The 19,567-nt window shown below is 72.2% G+C and carries 17 protein-coding genes; 9 read left to right on the top strand and 8 right to left on the bottom strand.

The features are described 5' to 3' along the window. Nucleotides 1–92: 92 nt before the first annotated feature. Nucleotides 93–1,946 (bottom strand): serine/threonine-protein kinase, encoded by a 1,854-nt coding sequence (locus tag ACZ52C_RS32825; RefSeq protein ID WP_469078177.1) that lies wholly within the window; start codon nucleotides 1,944–1,946, stop codon nucleotides 93–95. 387 nt (nucleotides 1,947–2,333) lie between these two features. Here ACZ52C_RS32825 and ACZ52C_RS32820 point away from each other — a divergent pair, with 387 nt between their 5' ends. From ACZ52C_RS32820 to ACZ52C_RS32810, 3 genes are read left to right on the top strand one after another with little or no spacing between them, the layout of a single operon-like run. Continuing rightward, on the top strand, nucleotides 2,334–3,239 hold the full coding sequence (locus tag ACZ52C_RS32820; RefSeq protein WP_469078176.1) for a universal stress protein: 906 nt from the start codon (nucleotides 2,334–2,336) through the stop codon (nucleotides 3,237–3,239). A gap of 25 nt (nucleotides 3,240–3,264) precedes the next feature. Next, the gene (locus tag ACZ52C_RS32815) at nucleotides 3,265–4,287 is read left to right on the top strand and encodes a zinc-dependent alcohol dehydrogenase (protein ID WP_469078175.1); all 1,023 of its coding nucleotides are present in this window, start codon (nucleotides 3,265–3,267) and stop codon (nucleotides 4,285–4,287) included. 5 nt (nucleotides 4,288–4,292) lie between these two features. Beyond that, nucleotides 4,293–5,204, top strand: coding sequence for a universal stress protein (locus ACZ52C_RS32810; protein WP_469078174.1), 912 nt, complete (start codon nucleotides 4,293–4,295; stop codon nucleotides 5,202–5,204). 20 nt (nucleotides 5,205–5,224) lie between these two features. On the opposite strand, the gene ppk2 is transcribed toward ACZ52C_RS32810, so the two are convergent. Beyond that, the gene (gene ppk2, locus ACZ52C_RS32805) at nucleotides 5,225–6,028 is read right to left on the bottom strand and encodes a polyphosphate kinase 2 (protein WP_469078173.1); all 804 of its coding nucleotides are present in this window, start codon (nucleotides 6,026–6,028) and stop codon (nucleotides 5,225–5,227) included. A gap of 50 nt (nucleotides 6,029–6,078) precedes the next feature. Here ppk2 and ACZ52C_RS32800 point away from each other — a divergent pair, with 50 nt between their 5' ends. The 4 genes from ACZ52C_RS32800 to ACZ52C_RS32785 all read left to right on the top strand — a co-directional run bounded on the left by ACZ52C_RS32800 (nucleotide 6,079) and on the right by ACZ52C_RS32785 (nucleotide 12,431). Then, nucleotides 6,079–8,457 carry a phosphoketolase family protein gene (locus ACZ52C_RS32800; RefSeq protein ID WP_469078172.1) on the top strand — a complete coding sequence of 793 codons (2,379 nt, stop codon included), beginning with the start codon at nucleotides 6,079–6,081 and terminating at the stop codon, nucleotides 8,455–8,457. A 192-nt stretch (nucleotides 8,458–8,649) separates the two neighbouring features. After that, nucleotides 8,650–9,720, top strand: coding sequence for a zinc-dependent alcohol dehydrogenase family protein (locus ACZ52C_RS32795; RefSeq protein WP_469078171.1), 1,071 nt, complete (start codon nucleotides 8,650–8,652; stop codon nucleotides 9,718–9,720). Between the two features lie 131 nt (nucleotides 9,721–9,851). Then, nucleotides 9,852–10,544, top strand: coding sequence for a response regulator (locus tag ACZ52C_RS32790; RefSeq protein ID WP_469078170.1), 693 nt, complete (start codon nucleotides 9,852–9,854; stop codon nucleotides 10,542–10,544). Nucleotides 10,545–10,649: 105 nt separating this feature from the next. Continuing rightward, nucleotides 10,650–12,431, top strand: a complete 1,782-nt coding sequence (locus ACZ52C_RS32785) for a sensor histidine kinase (protein WP_469078169.1) — start codon at nucleotides 10,650–10,652, stop codon at nucleotides 12,429–12,431. A gap of 65 nt (nucleotides 12,432–12,496) precedes the next feature. On the opposite strand, the gene ACZ52C_RS32780 is transcribed toward ACZ52C_RS32785, so the two are convergent. From ACZ52C_RS32780 to ACZ52C_RS32765, 4 genes are all read right to left on the bottom strand, one after another. Further along, a complete protein-coding gene (locus ACZ52C_RS32780; protein WP_469078168.1) occupies nucleotides 12,497–13,519 on the bottom strand; it encodes a LacI family DNA-binding transcriptional regulator in 1,023 nt (340 codons plus the stop codon). A 76-nt stretch (nucleotides 13,520–13,595) separates the two neighbouring features. After that, nucleotides 13,596–14,426 (bottom strand): ATP-binding cassette domain-containing protein, encoded by an 831-nt coding sequence (locus ACZ52C_RS32775; protein ID WP_045561197.1) that lies wholly within the window; start codon nucleotides 14,424–14,426, stop codon nucleotides 13,596–13,598. Then, nucleotides 14,423–15,436, bottom strand: a complete 1,014-nt coding sequence (locus ACZ52C_RS32770; RefSeq protein ID WP_045561196.1) for an ABC transporter permease — start codon at nucleotides 15,434–15,436, stop codon at nucleotides 14,423–14,425. The genes ACZ52C_RS32775 and ACZ52C_RS32770 overlap by 4 nt, the downstream gene beginning before the upstream one ends. 240 nt (nucleotides 15,437–15,676) lie before the next feature. Then, a complete protein-coding gene (locus tag ACZ52C_RS32765) occupies nucleotides 15,677–16,705 on the bottom strand; it encodes a substrate-binding domain-containing protein (RefSeq protein WP_469078167.1) in 1,029 nt (342 codons plus the stop codon). A gap of 251 nt (nucleotides 16,706–16,956) precedes the next feature. Here ACZ52C_RS32765 and ACZ52C_RS32760 point away from each other — a divergent pair, with 251 nt between their 5' ends. Beyond that, the gene (locus ACZ52C_RS32760) at nucleotides 16,957–17,919 is read left to right on the top strand and encodes a carbohydrate kinase family protein (RefSeq protein ID WP_469078166.1); all 963 of its coding nucleotides are present in this window, start codon (nucleotides 16,957–16,959) and stop codon (nucleotides 17,917–17,919) included. Nucleotides 17,920–18,031: 112 nt separating this feature from the next. After that, on the top strand, nucleotides 18,032–18,334 hold the full coding sequence (locus ACZ52C_RS32755; protein ID WP_060882290.1) for a putative quinol monooxygenase: 303 nt from the start codon (nucleotides 18,032–18,034) through the stop codon (nucleotides 18,332–18,334). A 49-nt stretch (nucleotides 18,335–18,383) separates the two neighbouring features. On the opposite strand, the gene ACZ52C_RS32750 is transcribed toward ACZ52C_RS32755, so the two are convergent. Both ACZ52C_RS32750 and ACZ52C_RS32745 read right to left on the bottom strand, forming a co-directional pair. Then, a complete protein-coding gene (locus tag ACZ52C_RS32750; protein ID WP_469078165.1) occupies nucleotides 18,384–18,644 on the bottom strand; it encodes a DUF1876 domain-containing protein in 261 nt (86 codons plus the stop codon). A 2-nt stretch (nucleotides 18,645–18,646) separates the two neighbouring features. After that, complete coding sequence (locus ACZ52C_RS32745; protein ID WP_469078164.1) at nucleotides 18,647–19,375, bottom strand: phosphoribosyltransferase; 729 nt, start codon at nucleotides 19,373–19,375, stop codon at nucleotides 18,647–18,649. Nucleotides 19,376–19,567 lie beyond the last annotated feature (192 nt).

The raw sequence follows: 19,567 nt of genomic DNA, 5'->3' as shown, positions 1-19,567 counted from the left end.
GAACGACCGGCCGGAGCCGTATCGTCGGCCACGGTACCCGGGGGGCGTGCGGGCGGGGTGAAACGCCGCTCGCGGCACCCCCGGGTGTCGGGTCAGTCCGCCGCGGGGTACACGCGGGTCACCTTGCCGTTCGGGTCGGCCTCCAGATACCCGGACTGGTTGTACTCGTCGCTCAGGTAGACGGCCATACCGGCCGGAGTGTCGAAGATGTCGTTGGGCTGTCGCACCAGCAGGTAACGGTTCACCGGATCGGGGACGTTGAGCTTCTTCTCCGCCTGCTTCAGGAGTGCGGGGACCTTGTCCCAGTCGAAGTCGTCGAGGCTGACGGGCTGTTCGCCGCCGGCGAGGGTGCCCTTGATGATGCCCTTCTCCACGCCCCGTCCCGGGCGGTAGGTGTAGGTGTCGTACTTGGTGTCGCTGCCGTCGACCATGAGCTGGGCCGACACGTAGTCCGGGTAGACCGAGAAGTCCCCGTACCGGTCGCGGCCGGTCTCCTTCTCGAACGCCTTGATCGCCGTGCGGATGCCGTCCGGGGTCAGCATGCCGCCGGTGACGGTGTCGTCCGGCTGCTCTGTCTCCGGGGCGTCGGTCGGTGAGGCGTCGTCGGTCGGCGTGGCGGTGGCCGTCGACTTCGACCGGGACTGCGACGCCGAGGTCGACGTGGTCGGCGGGACGGTCGCGTTCGCGTCACCGGTGTCGTCCAGGGGCAGCAGCCACCACAGCAGGACCAGGACACCGGCCAGCGACACCCCCGACACGCTCAGCAGGGCGGCGAGACGCGGCCCGCGCCGCGGTGCCCCGTTCACGGGCGCGGTCACCGGCTGGTACGACACCTTCCCCGGCAGCGACTGGACCAGCGGCGACTGGACCAGCGGCGACTGGACCAGCGGCGGCTGGCCCAGCGGTGAGTGGCCGGGGGGCGTCCGGCCCAGCGGCGGATGCACCGGCGGATGCACCGGCGGTGTCTGCGCGGGCGGCGGACCGAAGCCCGCCGAGGTGACCCGCGTCGTACCCGGGGAGCCGGTCCCGACCCCGGTGGCGGGCGTCGGCGGGGTCAGCGGGTACGACGTGGGCTCGTCCCACACGGCCGGGCCCGCCGGCGCCGACTCGACCTCGGCGAGTCGCCGGTCCAGTTCGGCGGCCGACGGTCGTGCCGCCGGGTCCCGCACGAGCACGCTCATCAGGACGTCGCCCAGGGCACCGGCGCGCCGGGGAGGCGCCACGTCGTCGTTGAGGACCGCGGCGAGCGTGGCCAGGGTGGAGCCCCGGCGCAGCGGGTGGTGGCCCTCCACGGCGGCGTACAGCATCATCGCCAGCGACCACAGGTCGGAGGCGGACCCGCCCTCCTGCCCCGATATGCGTTCCGGTGCCATGAAGTCCGGGGTCCCGATGACGGAGCCGGTGGCGGTGAGGCCGCTCGTCTCGCGGATCGCCGCGATGCCGAAGTCGGTGAGGACGGGACGTCCGTCGGGACGCAGCAGGACGTTGGCCGGCTTGACGTCCCGGTGCTGGATGCCGGCGTCGTGCGCGGCGGTCAGCGCGCCCAGCACCTGCCGGCCGATCCGTGCGGCCTCGGCCGGCGGCATCGGGCCCCCGGCCAGCCGGTCGGCCAGCGAGCCGCCGCTGACCAGTTCCATCACGATCCACGGGTAGGTGCCCTCGCCGCCGTCGACGATGTGGTGGATGGTGACGACGTTCGGATGGTCGATGCGGGCCAGCGCCCTGGCCTCGCGCAGTACCCGCTCCCGCAGGGTCCGCGCGCCCTCGGGGTCGTACTCGGCGAGGTCCCGGTCGGGCGGGCGGACCTCCTTGACGGCCACGAGCCTGTGCAGCACCAGGTCCCTGGCCCGCCAGACGGTCCCCATCCCGCCCCCGCCGAGACGGGTCTCCAACTCGAAGCGCCCGTCGACGACTCGTCTTTCGGGGCCTCTGTCGTCCTCGTTCATGGGCGGGAGCATAGTGGCCGCAACCGACAGCATTCGCCGCCAGGTGGACGAGGTGGCCGACCGGTGCGCTCCCCACATGCACGAGCCGGGTGAACGGCCAGGCGGCGAAGAGGCGTTCGCCGTGCCGCAGGGAGGGCAGCACGGTGGCGAGGGGGAGGGCGGCACGGTGGCGCGGACACGGGTGCGGACGACGGCGGGCATCGTCGCCGGCAGCAGGCTCACGAGCGGCCTCCGGTGGTGGTGTCGCCGCGCCGGGCAGGGCCGGTCGGCCCTCCCCAGGGACCTGCGGCCCCTGCCGGTGAACCGGCCCGCGCAGGAAGCTCGATGCGAACCGCGAAACCCCCGCTCGAACCCTCCGATCGGTACCCGACCTCAAAGGTGGAGATCATGAACCGCACCGTCACCGTCGGCCTCGACGGCTCCCGTGAGAGCCGTTCGGCGGCCGAGTGGGCGGCCCGTGAGGCGCAACTGCTCGGCGTGCCGCTGAAGCTGGTGCAGGTCTGGGAGCCCGTCCCGGCCCCCATGGCACAGGCACCGCTGCTCGGCACGGAGACCCGGCAGCACTGGACCGAGCGCGTCCCCCGCGAGGCCGCCGAGGGCCTTCGCCTGCGCCACCCGGGGCTGGAGGTCGTCACCGAGCACACCTCGGGCCGCCCCTTCGAGGTGCTGGTCGACGAGGCGAGGGACGCCGAGCTGCTGGTCCTGGGCTCGCGCGGGCTGAGCGGCATCGGCGGTTTCCTGGTCGGCTCGGTCGGGCTGGCGGTCGTGGCGCACGCCGACCGGCCGACCGTCCTGGTCCGCGCCGAGGAACTGGCCGCCGACGAGCACGAGATGGACCCGGTCGGCATCCCGTCCGCGGCGACGCCGTTCCGGCCCGTCGTCCTCGGCCTCGACATCGAGAGCCCCGACGAGGAACTGATCGAGTTCGCCTTCGCGGCCGCCGCCCGCCGCAGCACCTCTCTGCGGGTCGTGCACGGCTGGAACCCACCGCCCTACTACGCCTACGGCCTCTCCGTCGACCTCGAACTCCACGCAGCCCTCGCCCGCCGCGAGACCATCGCCCTGACCGAGGTCCTGCGCCCATGGCGCGAGAAGCATCCGGACGTCGAGGTCACCGAGGAGTCGCACTACGGCACCCCTGGCATCCACCTCGCCGACGCGTCCCGTGAGGCCTCCCTGGTCGTCGTGGGCCGGCGGATCCGCCGCAACGCGTTCGGTGCCCACATCGGCCCGGTCACCCACGCCGTGCTGCACCACAGCGCCGCCCCCGTCGCCGTCGTCCCGCACCACTGACGCCACCACCCGAGGAGTCGAACCCATGAAGGCAGCGGTCGTCCGAGCCTTCGGCGCACCCCTGGTCATCGAGGACCGCCCCGACCCCGAACCCGGCCCCGGCCAGGTCCGCGTCCGTGTCGAGGCGTCCGGACTGTGCCACACCGACATCCACGCCGCCCACGGCGACTGGCCTGTCAAGCCGAACCCGCCGTTCGTCCCCGGTCACGAAGGCGTCGGCCTGGTCGAGAAGCTCGGCGACGGGGTCACCCACCTCAGCATCGGCCGGCGTGTCGCCGTGCCCTGGCTGGGCCGGGCCTGCGGGCGGTGCGAGCACTGCCTGTCCGGCTGGGAGACGCTGTGCGAGCAGCAGATCAACACCGGCTACGGCTGCGACGGCGGGTACGCCGAGAAGATGCTGGCGTGGGCCGACTTCGCCCAGCCCGTGCCGGACGGTGTCACCGCCGTCGACGCGGCCCCGCTCACCTGCGCCGGCGTCACCACGTACAAGGCGCTCAAGGTCGCCGGCGTACGGCCCTCGCAGCTGGTCGCGATCTCCGGGATCGGCGGTCTCGGTCACCTCGCCGTGCAGTACGCCAGGATCGCGGGGGCGACCGTCGCCGCGATCGACGTCACCGACGAGAAGCTCGAACTGGCCGCCGAACTCGGTGCCGACCTCGTCATCGACGCCCGCAAGGAGGACGTCGGCGAGGTGCTCAGGCGGCACGGCGGCGCCCACGCGGCCATCGCCCTCGCCGTGAACGACGCGGCCTTCGCCGCCGTCAACGCGGGACTCAGGCGCGGCGGCAAGCTCGTCATGGTCGCCCTGCCCGCCCACGGCACCGTCCAGGTCCCGATCTTCGACACCGTCCTGAACGGCACGAGTGTGATCGGCTCGATCGTGGGCACCCGGCAGGACCTCGCCGAGGTGTTCCGACTGCACGCGGCCGGTCGGACCAGGGTCATCTGCGAGACCCGCCCGCTGGCCTCCGTCAACGACTCCATCGACGAGGTGCTGCGCGGCCAGGTCAAGGCCCGGATCGTGTTCGACCTCGGCGCGGGACGGTGAGCGGCATGAGCAGGGACCTGACAGTCGTCGTCGGCGTGGACGGCTCCGAACCGAGCCTTCGGGCCGTGGACTGGGCCGCCGACGAGGCCGCGCTGCGCGGGGCGCCGCTGCGGCTGGTGTACGCCTCGCTGTGGGAACGGTACGAGGGCGCCCACCTCGCCGAGGGCGTACGGGACGACGGCGTACCCGAGGGCGTACGGGCCGAGGTGATCGTGGAGAGCGCCGCCCGGCGGGCAGGCCTGCGCCGTCCGGAGGTGAAGATCACCACCGAGGTGGTGCCGGAGGAACCCGAGTACACCCTGCTGCGGGAGAGCCGCACCGCCTCCCTGCTGGTGACGGGCACCCGCGGCCGCAGCAGCCTCACCGAGGCGCTCCTGGGCTCGGTGAGCCTGACGGTGGCCGCGCACGCGCACTGCCCGATGGTCGTCGTACGAGGCAGCCACGACAACCGGGCCGTGCCCGCCACGCACGGCCGGATCGTCGTCGGCGTCGGCGAGCGGCCGACCTCCTCGGCGGCGGTGCGCTTCGCCTTCGAGGAGGCCCGGCGGCGCGGCGCCGAGGTCGAGGCGGTACGGGCCTGGCGGTGCCCCGCGCACGGGAACCCCGACCACGCGCCCCCAGACTCCGTCCAGGGGCGCCCCCAGCCGACCGGCGAGGCGGCACGGCCGTACGAGGAACGGGCCGTGGCGGGTCTGGAGGCGGCGCTGGAGAAGGCCCCCGACGATGTCCGGCTGCGCCGCCGTACCGCCGAGGGCCACGCCCGCGCCGTGCTCGCGGACGCGTCCCACCACGCCGACCTCCTCGTCGTGGGAGCCCGGCGCCGGCAGCGGCACTTCGGACTCCAGCTGAGCCGGGTGACGCACGGCGTGCTGCACCTCTCCGCCTGCCCGGTCGTGATCGTGCCCGAGCCGGAGTGAGCCCGGTGACCCGCCGCCGCTCAGAGGTCCGCCGCGTGATCGGGGACGTAGGTCCGCAGATCGCGCGGCGGACGCTCGTAGCCGGTCGACGGCGGGCGCTCCGGCAGTTCCAGCACCGCGGGCGGCACCTCGTGGTACGGCACCGACGCCAGCAGATGGGCGATCATGTTCAGCCGGGCCCGGCGCTTGTCGTCGCTCTCCACGACGTACCACGGCGCCTCGGTGATGTCGGTGTGCACCATCATCTCGTCCTTGGCGCGCGAGTACGCCTCCCAGCGGGCAAGCGACTCCAGGTCCATCGGCGACAGCTTCCAGCGCCGCAGCGGGTCCTCCAGCCGGCGCCGGAAGCGCTCCTGCTGCTCGGCGTCGCTCACCGAGAACCAGTACTTGCGCAGCAGGATCCCGTCCTCGATCAACATGCGCTCGAAAAGCGGGCATTGGCGCAGGAACAGCTGGTACTCCTCCTTGGTGCAGAAGCCCATGACGTGCTCGACACCGGCCCGGTTGTACCAGGACCGGTCGAACAGCACGATCTCCCCGGCCGCCGGCAACTGCTCGACGTACCGTTGGAAGTACCACTGGGTCCGCTCACGCTCCGTCGGCTTGGGGAGCGCCGCGATCCGGGCGACACGGGGGTTGAGGTGCTCGGCGACCCGCTTGATCGTGCCGCCCTTGCCCGCCGCGTCCCGCCCCTCGAAGATCACCACCAGCCGGGCGCCCTCGGCCCGCACCCACTCCTGGAGTTTCACCAACTCCGTCTGCAACCGCAGCAGTTCCTTCTCGTACGCCGCGCGCGACACCTTCGTCGCCTTCTTGCCGGCCATGCCGTCCTCCACCGCCCGACGACCCCCGTCGATGAGTTCCGGAGTCACCCATGACCCAGGTCGAACACCAGAACGTCACCGTACTTTCCGACGACGAGCTGCGCACCCTGGACGCCCACTGGCGAGCCGCCAACTACCTCGCGGCCGGGCAGATCTACCTGATGGCGAACCCTCTGCTCACCGAGCCGCTGCTCCCGGAGCACATCAAGCCGCGGCTGCTCGGGCACTGGGGCACCTCCCCGGGCCTGAACCTCGTCTACACCCACCTCAACCGGGTGATCACAGCCCGAGACCTGGACGCCCTGTGCGTGTGGGGGCCCGGGCACGGCGGGCCGTCCGTGCTGGCCGGCTCCTGGCTGGACGGCAGCTACAGCGAGACCTACCCGGACGTCACACGTGACGCGCACGGCATGGAACGGCTCTTCCGGCAGTTCTCCTTCCCCGGCGGCGTACCCAGCCATGTGGCACCGGAGGTCCCGGGCTCGATCCACGAGGGCGGCGAACTCGGCTACTCCCTCGCCCACGCCTACGGCGCCGCCTTCGACAACCCCGACCTGCTGGTCACCTGCGTCATCGGCGACGGCGAGGCGGAGACCGGCCCACTGGCCGCCTCCTGGCACTCCGACAAGTTCCTCGACCCGGTCCACGACGGCGCCGTCCTGCCGATCCTCCACCTCAACGGCTACAAGATCGCCAACCCGACGGTCCTCTCCCGCCTCCCGCAGGCCGAACTCGACGCCCTGCTGCGCGGCTACGGCCACACCCCGCTCCACGTCACCGGCGACGACCCCGCCACCGTGCACCGCGCGCTGGCCCACGCCTTCGACGAGGCCCTGGACCGCATCGCCCTGGCGCAGCGCAGGGCACGCGAGGACGGCGTCGCCGAACGCGTGCACTGGCCGATGATCGTGCTGCGCACCCCCAAGGGCTGGACCGGCCCCGCCGAGGTCGACGGCCGGCCCGTCGAGGGCACCTGGCGCGCCCACCAGGTCCCGCTCGCCGAGGTGCGGGAGAACCCCGAGCACCTGCGCCAACTGGAGGCCTGGCTGCGCTCGTACAAGCCGGGAGAGCTGTTCGGCCCGGACGGCCGGCCCGTCGCCGACGTCCTCGCCTGCGTCCCCTCCGGCGCCCGGCGCCTCGGCGCCACCCCGCACGCCAACGGCGGACTCCTCCTCCGCGACCTCCCCATCCGCTCCCTCGACGACTTCGCCGTCCCGGTCGAGAAGCCGGGCACGACGCTCCACGAACCGACCCGGGTCCTCGGCGATCTCCTGGCACAGGTCATGGAGGACACCCGTCGGCGCCGGGACTTCCGGGTCGTCGGCCCGGACGAGACCGCCTCCAACCGTCTCCAGGCCGTGTTCGACGCCAGCGGCAAGGCCTGGCAGGCCGAGCGCCTGCCCGTCGACGAACACCTCGACCGGCACGGCCGGGTCCTGGAGGTCCTCTCCGAACACCTCTGCCAGGGCTGGCTGGAGGGCTATCTCCTCACCGGCCGGCACGGACTGTTCTCCTGCTACGAGGCGTTCGTGCACATCGTCGACTCCATGGTCAACCAGCACATCAAGTGGCTCAGGACATCACGGGAGTTGCCCTGGCGCGCGCCCATCGCCTCCCTCAACTACCTGCTCACCTCACACGTCTGGCGCCAGGACCACAACGGCTTCTCCCACCAGGACCCCGGCTTCGTCGACCACGTCCTCAACAAGAGCCCCGAGGTCGTCCGCGTCTACCTGCCCCCGGACGCCAACACCCTCCTCTGCGTCGCCGACCACGCCCTGCGCAGCCGCGACCACGTCAACGTGATCGTGGCCGGCAAACAGCCCTGCTTCGACTGGCTCTCCATCGACCAGGCCCGCGCCCACTGCGCGCGCGGCGCCGGAATCTGGGAGTGGGCGGGCAGCGAGAACGGTGGCGAACCGGACGTCGTCCTCGCCTGCGCCGGAGACGTGCCCACCCAGGAGATCCTGGCCGCCGCCCAGCTGCTGCGCCGCCATCTGCCCCAGCTCGCCGTCCGCGTGGTCAACGTCGTCGACATGACCCGGCTCATGCCGCGCGAGGAGCACCCGCACGGCATGACCGACTCCGAGTACGACGGCCTGTTCACCACCGACAAACCGGTGATCTTCGCGTACCACGGCTACCCGTGGCTCATCCACCGTCTCGCCTACCGCCGCGCGGGCCACGCGAACACCCACGTACGCGGCTACAAGGAGTCCGGGACGACGACCACACCGTTCGACATGGTCGTCCGCAACGACCTCGACCGCTACCGCCTCGTCATGGACGTCATCGACCGCGTCCCCGGGCTCGCCGTCGGCGCCGCCGCCGTACGCCAGCAGATGGCCGACGCCCGGACCCGCCACCACGCCTGGATCCGCGAACACGGCACCGATCTGCCGGAGATCGCCGACTGGCACCGGGCCTGAGCCAGTCGTCCGGCCGCGTGCCACCGGCGCGGGACGGCCCGCCGCCTCCCGGCCCGTGCGAGGTCCGGCCGGGAGGGCCAAGCTGGAACTGCGGGTCAAAACCGGCACCGCACCGGCGTCCGGACGTACCGGACCGTGGGTGAGCCACCGGTCCGCCCGACCCGGGGGAGACACAGAGAGGCAGGGATCGTCATGAAGGGCTTGGTCTTCCACGGCCCCGGACAGTCGTCCTGGCAGGACGTGCCCGACCCGGGGATCAAGGACCCCACCGACGCGATCGTCCGTGTCGACACCGTCACGATCTGCGGGACGGACCTGCACATCCTCAAGGGCGACGTGCCCGAGGTCCGCCCCGGCACGGTCCTGGGCCACGAGGCCGTCGGCGAGATCGTCGAGGTCGGCAGCGACGTACGGACCGTGCGGCCCGGCGACCGCGTGCTGGTCTCGTGCATCACCGCCTGCGGCCGCTGCCGCTACTGCCGGGAGGGCACGTACGGCCAGTGCGTGGACGGCGGCGGCTGGATCCTCGGCCACCTGATCGACGGCACCCAGGCCGAGTACGTCCGTGTCCCGTACGCCGACCTGTCCGTCCACCCCCTCCCCAGCACCCTGGACGCCAAGGACGCCGTGCTGCTGGCGGACATCTTCCCCACCTCCTACGAGGTGGGCGTGGTCAACGGGCACGTCCGCCCCGGCGACACCGTCGCCGTCGTGGGCGCCGGCCCCATCGGCCTCGCGGCGATCGCCACCGCCCGGCTGTTCTCGCCCGAGCGGATCGTCGCCGTGGACCGCGCCCCGGCCCGCCTGGAGGCGGCCAGGCGACTGGGGGCGGACGCCGTGGCCGACGCCCGGGAGGCTCCGGAGCAACTGGTCGCCGACCTCACCGACGGGCTCGGCGCGGACGTCGTGATCGAGGCCGTCGGCGCACCGGAGAGCTTCGAGCTCTGCACCCGCATGGTGCGCCCCGGCGGGCACGTGGCCAACGTCGGCGTCCACGGCAAACCGGCGACGCTGCACCTGGAGGACCTGTGGATCAAGAACGTGACCATCACCACGGGCCTGGTGGACACCCACTCCACACCCACCCTGCTGCGGATGGCGGCCGCCGGCCGACTGCCCACCTCGTCCCTGGTCACGCACACCTTCCCGCTGGACGACATGGAGGAGGCCTACGACGTGTTCTCCCGCGCGGCCGACACCGGCGCGCTCAAGGTCGTGCTCGGCGAGCCCCAGCACGATGTCGTCGCCGTCCCGGCCGCCTGACACGGCCGGCTGGAAACAGGGCCGACCGGCCCTGGCCGTCCGGCCCGGACACGACGAGGATCGGCGGAGGGAGGCCGACACCGTCCGTGGCGGACAGGACGGCGCGGAGTGCGGAACCGAGGAGTGAAGCGATGCCGGTCAGCGAGCAGCCGGGCCCGGACAGCCCGATCCGGGTCTTCCTGCTGGACGACCACGAGGTCGTACGCCGCGGAGTGCGCGACCTGCTGGACGACGAGCCGGACATCTCGGTGATCGGCGAGGCCGGCACCGTGGAGCAGGCCCTGGTGCGTGTGCCCGCCCTGCGCCCGCAGGTCGCGGTGCTCGACGTCCGCCTGCCCGACGGCGACGGGATCACCGTGTGCCGGGAGCTGCGGTCGCGCATGCCGGACCTCGCCTGCCTGATGCTGACCAGCTTCGACGACGAGGAGGCACTCCTGGACTCGATCATGGCGGGAGCCTCCGGATACGTCCTGAAGCAGATCCGGGGCTCGGACCTGGTGTCGGCCGTGCGCACGGTGGCCGCCGGGCAGTCCCTGCTCGACCCCAGCGCCACCGCCCGGCTGATGGCGCGCCTGCGGCAGGGCCCGCAGGAGGAGCAGGCGCCCGAGGCCCTGCCGGGCCTGACCGAGCGCGAGCGGGAGATCCTGGCCCTGATCGGCGAGGGTTTGACCAACCGCCAGATCGGCGGGCGGCTCTTCCTGGCCGAGAAGACGGTGAAGAACCACATCTCCCGGCTACTCGCCAAGCTCGGAGTGGAACGGCGCGTCCAGGCCGCCGTCATCGCCACCCAGGCCCAGGACCGAATGCGCCGGGAGACCCCCTAGTCACCGGCAACCTCGCAGGTCGGGCACCTTCTCCCTGACGGCCCGTTACCGTGACCCGTGGCAGCGGCGGCTGCCCGAGGCCGTGGGCAGTCTGGAGGATCACCGGTGGCAAGCTTCGAGAGGGGCCGCGAGGCCCGGGTACGGCTGCCGCAGCTGAGGCTGGACGAGTTGCTGGAGGAGTTGCAGGCGCGGCTGGACGCGGCGCGCGGGACGCGGGATCGGGTGCACAGTCTGCTGGAGGCGGTGCTGTCGGTCGGGCGGGAGCTGGAGCTGGAGCAGGCGTTGCGGGGGATCGTGGAGGCGGCCGCGGTGCTGGTGGATGCCGAGTACGCGGCACTCGGGGTGATCGGCCCGGACGGCAAGCGGCTCTCGGCGTTCCACACGGTCGGGGTGAGCGAGGAACAGATCGCAAGGATCGGCCCCTTCCCGGAGGGCCACGGCATCCTGGGCGAGCTGATCAGCCACCCGGAGCCGCTGCGCCTGGTGAAACTCTCCGAGCACCCCGCCTCGTACGGTTTCCCGCCGAACCATCCGCCGATGCACACGTTCCTGGGTGTCCCGATCCGGGTGCGTGAGCAGGTGTTCGGGAATCTGTATCTGACGGAGAAGCGGGGTGGGGCGCAGTTCGACGAGGAGGACGAGTCGGTGCTGTCGACGTTGGCGGTGGCGGCGGGTGTGGCGATCGACAACGCGCGGCTCTACGAGGAGTCGCGGTTGCGGGAGCGGTGGCTGCGGGCCAACGCCGAGATCACCCACAGCCTGATGTCCGGCGGCGAGCCCGGCGAGGTCCTCCGGGTCATCGCCGAACGGGCCCGGGAGATCATGAACGCGGCCCTCGCGGTCGTCGCGGTGCCGATGGAGGGCACCGAGTCCCTCACGGTCGAGCTCGCCATCGGCGAGGAGGCGGCGGCCCACCGCGGGCTGGTACTGCCCCTGGAGGGCAACCTGATCGGCCGGGCCTTCACCGGAGCCGCCCCCGTCACCAGCCAGGACGTCTCCCGCGCCGGACCCGACGGGACCGGCGGTACGGGCGGGACCGGCGGTACGGGCGGTACAGGCAGTACGGGCGGTACGGGTGCCCGGAGCGTCACCGGTCTCGGCCCCGCGGTGGCCGTTCCCATCGGCTCGGGGGAGAGCATGCGCGGCATCCTGCTGCTGGCGCGCGCGGTGGGCCACCTGGTGTTCACCGAGCCCGAGATCGAGCGCCTCCAGGGCTTCGCCGCGCAGGCCGCGGTCGTCATGGAGCTGGCCGAACGCCGCCGGGACGCCGAGCAGATCGCGCTGCTGGAGGACCGCGACCGCATCGCCCGGGACCTGCACGACCTGGCCATCCAGCGGCTGTTCGCCACCGGGATGACCCTGCAGAGCGCGGGCCGCTTCATCGAGCACGCGGAGGCGTCCGAGCGGGTCCTGCGGGCGGTGGACGACCTGGACGAGACCATCAAGATCATCAGGTCGACCATCTTCGGCCTGCGCTCACGCGAGGGCACCGCCGGTGTCGGTCTGCGGGCCCGCGTGGTGCGCGTGGTCGGCGAGGCGGCACCGGTCCTGGGCTTCGCCCCCAGCCTGCGACTGGAAGGACTGCTCGACACCGAGGTGCCCAAGGAGGTCGCCGACCATGCGGTGGCCGTGCTCTCCGAGGCCCTGACCAACGTCGCCCGGCACGCCCGCGCGTCCCGGGCCGACGTGGTGGTGGAGGCCGCCGCGGGGGAGGTGCGGCTCACGGTCTCCGACGACGGGGTGGGCATTCCCGCCGAGGGCCGCCGCAGCGGACTGCGCAACATGGCCGAACGCGCCCGGCGACTGGGCGGCGAACTGGAGACGAGCAGCCCGCCCGGCGGCGGCACGACCCTGGTGTGGCGGGTGCCGTCGGCACACGACCGGTAGCGCGGGAAGCCTCGGCGGGCACGGCCGGTGGCGGAGGAACCCTCGGCGGGTCGGCGGGGAGCCCGCTACGGGGTGGGAATCGGTTGCTCCCCCGAACCCCGGACGATCAGCCGGGTGGAGACGGTGAGCGTGCGCGCGCGGGAGCGGTCGCCGTCGAGCCGCGCCAGGGCGGTGATCGCGGCGGTCCGGCCGATCTCCTCCGGGTTCTGCGCCACGACGGTCAGGGCGGGTTCCAGCGCCTCGGCGAGCGCCACGTCGTCGAAGGCGACGACCGCCACCTCCTTGCGCTTGCCGCGGGCGAGTTCGGCCACTGTCCCGAGCGCCATGATGTTGTTCCCGGCGAACAGGGCGGTCGGCGGGTCGGGCAGTGCGAGGAGCTGGGCGGTCGCGGCCTCGGCACCCCGCTGGTCGTGTGCGTCGGCGACCAGCGCGGGGTCGTGGGGGAGGCCGGCCTCCCGCAGGGCCGCGCGGTATCCGGCCAGACGCTCGCGGCGGGTGTACAGCTTGGCGGGCAGGTCGCCGACGAACCCGATGCGCCGGTGCCCGTGGGAGATCAGGTGGGCCACACCGTCCTGGGCCCCCGCCCGGTTGGAGCTGACGATGCTGTCCGTGGTCAGGCCGACTCCCGGGCGGTCGAGGAAGACCACGGGCAGCCCCGCCGTCCGCTGCGCCCGCAGATGGGAGTGGTCGGCGCCGACCGACGGCACGACGATCAGGATGCTGACGCGCCGGGCCAGGAACTTGGCCGTCAGGGCGCGTTCACGGTCGGGGTCGTCCGCGGACGACCCCATGAGCAGCGTGAGCCCGCGTTCGCGGACGCTGTCCTCGATGCCCCGGGCGACCGCTCCGAAGAACGGGTTGCCGAGGTCGGGGACGACCAGTCCGACGGTGGTGTCCGGACCGCCGACCCGCATGTTGCGTGCCATGAGGTTCGGCTGGAAACCCAACTCGGCCACTGCGGCGAGGACTTGTTCCCTGGTCTGCGCCGAGACGGGTCCGTCCTCGTTGAGGACCCGTGAGACCGTCTTGGCGCTGACGCCGACTTCTCGGGCGACGTCGGCCAGGGTGGGGCGGCGGTTCGCTGCCATGGAGGAAACCGTCTCCTGTGGGCTCTCGGTCCCGGCCGCGGCCTTCGGCCGGAACTGCGAGAGCGGTGTCGTACTGTCAGGTGGCCTGTACTCCGGCGGCCTTCGCGGCCTCCGAATCCGCTACGACAGTAGCGCCGGCCGCATCCACGGTGAGCGCGCCGGTCATGATGGCGACGACCTCCGCCATGGAGTAGTCGGACGGCTTGATCACCGCGGCGCGCCGCCCGAGGCGGTGGACGTGGATCCGGTCGGCGATCTCGAAGACATGGGGCATGTTGTGGCTGATCAGGACGACCGGCATGCCCTTGTCGCGGACCCTGCGGATGAGGTCGAGGACCTGACCGGACTCCTTGACGCCGAGGGCGGCGGTCGGTTCGTCCATCACGACGACACTGCGGGCCCAGGCGACGGCGCGGGCCACCGCGACGGCCTGCCGCTGGCCGCCGGAGAGGGTCTCGACGGACTGGGTGAGCGAGCGCAGCCCGATCTTCAGGTCGGCCATGTGCTCGGCCGCCTCCTGACGCATGCGCTTCTTGTCCAGCATGCGGAAGGCACTGCCCAGCACACCGGGCCGGCGCAGCTCGCGGCCGAGGAACATGTTCGAGGCGATGTCCATGGACGCGGCCACGGCGAGGTCCTGGTACACCGTCTCGATGCCGTGGGCGCGGGCGCTCTGCGGGCCGGAGAAGACGATGGGCTCGCCGTTCAGCCGGATCTCGCCCGCGTCCGGAGTCACCGCGCCGGTGAGGGCCTTGATCAGGCTGGTCTTGCCGGCGCCGTTGTCACCGATGACGGCCAGTACCTCGCCCGGCATCAGGTCGAAGTCGGCGCCGTCGATGGCGGTGACATGGCCGTACCGCTTGACCAGACCGCGGGCCTGCAGAACGGGGGTCGACGTGGCGGTCATCGGGCCTTCTTCCGGGAGATCTGGTCGACGGTCACCGCGAGGATCACCAGCACACCGGTGATCAGGGTCTGGTAGATCGAGGCGACACCCATCAGCTGGAGGCCGTTGCGGAAGACACCGACGATCAGGACACCGATGAAGGTGCCCAGGACCGAACCGCGTCCGCCGAAGAGGCTGGTGCCGCCGAGGACCACGGCGGTGATGCTGTCGAGGTTGTCGGTCTGTCCGGCCTGCGGATCGCCCACGCCGGTACGGGAGATGAGCAGCAGGGCGGCGATGCCGTACAGCAGTCCCGCCACGGTGTAGACGCCGATGGTCAGCCGGGAGGTACGGATACCGTTCAGCCGGGCCGCCTCCGGGCTGTTGCCGAGGGCGTAGACGTGCCGGCCCCAGCCGGTGCTGCTCAGCGCGTAGGCGAGCAGGAGGAACAGGGCGATGGTGACCAGCGAGCCGTAGGTCACGTCGGTGTACCCGAGCGGGAAGGTCTCGCCGAGCGCCGTCAGCGGACCCGGCAGGTTGGTGACCGTCTGCTCCTCGGAGTAGATGTGGGTCAGCGCGAACGCCACGTTCAGCATGCCGAGGGTGACGATGAACGGCGGCAGCGGGATCTTCTGCACCAACACCCCGTTGAGCAGGCCGAATCCGCCGCAGACGACCAGGCCCAGGGCGATGGCGGCCAGCGGCGGCAGGCTGCCCTCGGCCGCCATCCTGGCGATCACGATGCTGCCGAACGCCATCACGGCACCGCACGACAGGTCGATGCCGGCGGTGAGGATGATCAGGGTCTGCCCGATGGCCAGGGTGCCGACGACCATGACCTGCTGGATGATCAGGGAGAAGTTGCCGCCGGTGAGGAACTGGTCGGTCGAGAGGGAGAAGAAGGCGCAGGCGAGGAGGAGCGCGGCCAGCGGGCCGGTGGTCGGCGCCGTGAGCAGCCTGCGGGCCGTCGTCGGCGCTTTCAGCTCCGCGTACGGCGAGGATGTGCTCGGGGGCGTGGACGTGGCTGTCATGCGAAGTCCTTGTCGGAAGACAGAGTTCCTTGTCGCCAGGACAAGGGGGGCGGCCGCCCCCGCCGGTCGGGGAGGTGGCGGGCCGACCGCCCCGCTCAGGGAGGTGGCAGTCTCGTACGGTCCTCGGGGCCTGTCGTTCGGATCATGCCGGCTTCGGGCCGCGGCGCCTGGTGACCGCAGATGTGCGTGCCAAGCCCCGCGGCCCAGGAGTGATCCGAACGACAGGCCCTGAGGGGCGGCTCAGCCCCAGCAGTTCTCCAGGCCGTAGGCGGTGTCCTTCGACGCGACCCCGTCCTGTGCCTTGTCGGAGATCAGCGTGACCCCGGTGTCGGTGTAGCCGGACACCTTCTTGCCGTCCTTGGCATAGGTCACCACGGCCTTGACGCCCTCGGCGGCCATCTTCAGCGGGTACTGCTGCGAGGTCGCCGCGATCTTTCCGTCCTTGACGGCCCGGGTGCCGGTGCAGCCGCCGTCGACGGAGACGATCAGGACGTCCTTCTCCCGGCCCTTGGCCTTCAGCGCGGTGTACGCGCCGAGGGCGGCCGGCTCGTTGATGGTGTAGACGACGTTGATGTCCGGCTCCTTCTGGAGGCAGTTCTCCATCGCCGTCTGCCCCTTGGACTGGTCGCCGCCGGTGTCCTGGGCGCACAGGACGTCCTTCTCGGTGGCGCCGAAGCCCTTCAGGAAGCCCTCGTGCCGCTGCACGCCGACGGAGACGCCGGGCGCGAGGTCGAGGGCGGCTATCTTCGCCTCCTTGCCCTTCATCGCGGCCTTGGCGTACTCGCCGATCAGCTCGCCGGCCTTGACGTTGTCGGTGGCGAAGAGGGCGTCGACGGCGCTCTCCGGCTCGGTCGGGGTGTCCAGGGCGATGACCAGGACCCCCTTGGCCTTCGCCTTCTCGATCGCCGGCACGATCGCCTTGGAGTCGCTGGGGGTGATCAGGATGCCCTTCACCCCGGCGGCCACCATGTTCTCGATGGCGGTGACCTGACCGGCGTTGTCCCCGTCGAACTTGCCGGCCGCGGTCATCAGCTCGACGCCCTCGGCCTTCGCGGTCTTCTCCGCGCCCTCCTTCATCTTCACGAAGAACGGGTTGGTGTCGGTCTTGGTGATCAGACCGACCTTGACGTCGCCCGAACCGGCGCTGGACGAACCCGAGCCCGCGTCGGCGCCGGAACCGGGACCGCAGGCCGTCAGGGCGAGGGCGGCGACGCCGGTCGCGGCGGCCGCTCTGAGGACGGCGGAGGACAGGCGAGTGGTGCGAGACATGAACACTCCTGTGGGATGACGAGCGGCACGGGGCCCGGGAGTTCGGAGCATGCCGCCCCGATGTGTCATCGCTGACTTATGTCATCGTTGACACTGCATGGCGAGGATGATGGACTCCCTCTCGCCGCAACGTCAATGCCTTGCACCCGTCACAAATCGGCAACGTCCACGACCGCCGCCCCGCCGCCCGGCCGGTGGCCGTGTCACGAAGCGCCCGCTGTCCCGGTCCGCGCCGGAGAGAAGAGCAGCCCATGAGCCCGCGCCAGATCACCGTCCTCGGAGAGTGCGTAGCGGACGCGTTCGCCGAACCCCCGGCCGCCGCGAACGAGCTCGCGCTGCGCGTCCTGCCAGGTGGCGGCCCGGCGAACACCGCGGTGGCCCTGGCCCGCCTCGGCACCCCGGCACGCTTCCTCGCCCGCCTCTCCGGCGACCTGTTCGGACGTCTCTTCCGGTCCCATCTGGAGGCGTCCGGCGTGGACCTGTCGTCCGCCGTCGCCGCCGCCGAACCCAGCACGCTGGCCGTGGCGGAGCTGGACGCGCGGGGGCAGGCCACGTTCTCCTTCCACGCCCAGAACACGGCCGACTGGCAGTGGACCCCCGAGGAACTGAGGCGGGTGGACCTGGCGGAGGCGGCCTGTGTACACACCGGCTCACTGGCACTGGTCCGCGCACCGGGCGCCACCGCGGTGGAGGACTTCCTGGCCCGGGCCTCGCCCCGGGCCACCGTCAGCATCGACCCCAACGTCCGGCCGCTGCTGGTCCACCCCGACGTCTACCGGGAACGGCTCGCCCGCTGGTGCCGCCTCGCCGACATCCTGCGGCTGAGCGAGGACGACCTGGAACTGCTGCTGCCGGGCACCGCGCCGGAGCGGGCGTGCGACCTCTGGCACGCCGCGGGGGTACGGCTGGTCGTGATCACGCTCGGCGCCGACGGCGCCCTCGCCTCCCTCGACGGCGAACGGGTGCGGGTGCCCGGGGTGCCGACCCAGGTCGTCGACACGGTGGGCGCCGGCGATTCCTTCACCGCCGGACTGCTGCACCACCTCGCCGAACGCGACCTCCTCGGCGGTCGGCTGGACGCTCTCGCCCTCGACGACGTGGCCGAGGCCTGCCGCTTCGCCGCCCGGGTCGCCGCCCTGACCTGCTCGGTCGCCGGCCCCAACCCGCCCTGGCAGGAGCAGATGGCGGCGCACGCGACCACCGCCGACGCCTGACGGCCGTACGCCACCCGACTCCCGCACTCCGCCCCCCGACCCGGCGGCCCGCTCCCGAACCCGGCGGCCCGTACGGCCCGCCCGGCCCACCCACGGACAAGGACACACAACCATGACGAAGACCCTGCTCGCCGAGTTCACAGCCCGAGAGGGCGCGGAGGACGAGGTCGCCCGCCTGATCCAGGACTACGCCCTGAAGGTGCGCGCCGAAGAAGGCAACCTCACCTTCGACGTCTACACCAAGGCGGCCGCCCCGCGCGCCTACTGGATCTTCGAGGTCTACCGGGACGAGAACGCCTTCCAGGCACACCTGAAGGCCCCCTACGGCGCCCCGTTCAACGCCGCCCTCACCCCGCTGATCGAGGAGGACGCCTCCGTACTGACGTTCCTCGATCCGCTGACCACCCACCCGTGACCCGCCCAGGTGCAGACCGCGCCCCCGACTCCTCGTCCACGGAGAGATGTCAGGCCTGGACCGGGCCCGTGAGGTCGACGATGTCGTCGGAGGCGACGTCATGGAGACGGATGGCCAGGTCCTCCAGGGCGCGGCTCACGGCGAGCTCGTCGCCGATCTCCGGGACGGGGCGGTCGATCGGGTTGCGCCGGGCCAGGCCCCGGCCCGTGAGGTACGCGGCCTCGTCGGTGTTCAGCACGGCACGCGCGCGCGTCTCGTCGTCCTGTTCGCTGATGTGGATCTCGACGGTCCACTGCTTGGCTTCCATCATGATCACTTCCGTACCGCGTCGCGTCTTCCCTGGTCCAGGGCGGGTCTCCCGCCACGCTCCTGCCCCGTCGCGGTGGCCCCACGGCCCCTCGGCCCGGCGGATGCCGCACGCGTGAGGAGACCGATCACCTCCGCGTCCGGCGTCTGCGTGAAGTCGCGGTACCAGGCACCCACCGAGCCCAGGTCCTCCCTCGCCTCGACGCAGACGATTTCGTCGGCCACTCCGCGCAGCCGTACGACCGCCTCCACCGATCCCACCGGGACGGCGAGAACCACCCTCCCCGCACCCCGGCCCCGCACCACCCGGCAGGCCGCCTCGGCGGTGGCGCCCGTGGCCAGCCCGTCGTCCACGACCAGCGCGACGCGACCCGTGACGGGCACGGGGCCACGCCCGGCGCGATACCGGGCCACACGCCGCTCCAGCTCCGCCCGCTCGGCGCGCTCGACGTCGGCCACTTCCTCGTCCCGTATCCCGTTGCTGTCGATCACGTTCCGGTTGAGGACGCGGACACCGTGCTCACCGATGGCGCCGAAGGCCAGCTCCGGCTGCCACGGCACTCCGAGCTTGCGCACCACGAGCACGTCCAGCGGTGCCGACAGTCTCCCGGCCACCTCGTACGCGACCGGAACGCCGCCCCGAGGCAGTCCCAGGACCACGAGGTCCTCGTCGTGCAGATGCTCCAGGCGCCGGGCCAGGAGACGTCCTGCCTCCTCGCGGTCGTCGAAGTCCATACGCCACCTCCTCGTGCGCCCACCGCGACGAGGCGGGGCCGGGTGCCTGCTTCTCCCCTCCATGTCCATTGCATCGCGGAGTCGGCGACCGCGCCAGGGGCCTTCGGCCCAGGCCGGGGCCGGACGGCCCTCGCGGTGACGACGACACCGCCGTCAGACTTCTCATAAGGCCCACACCGGAGACCGGACGTC

Source organism: Streptomyces sp. NPDC034049, from assembly GCF_055575575.1.
This window is presented reverse-complemented; position numbering and strand designations above follow the sequence as displayed.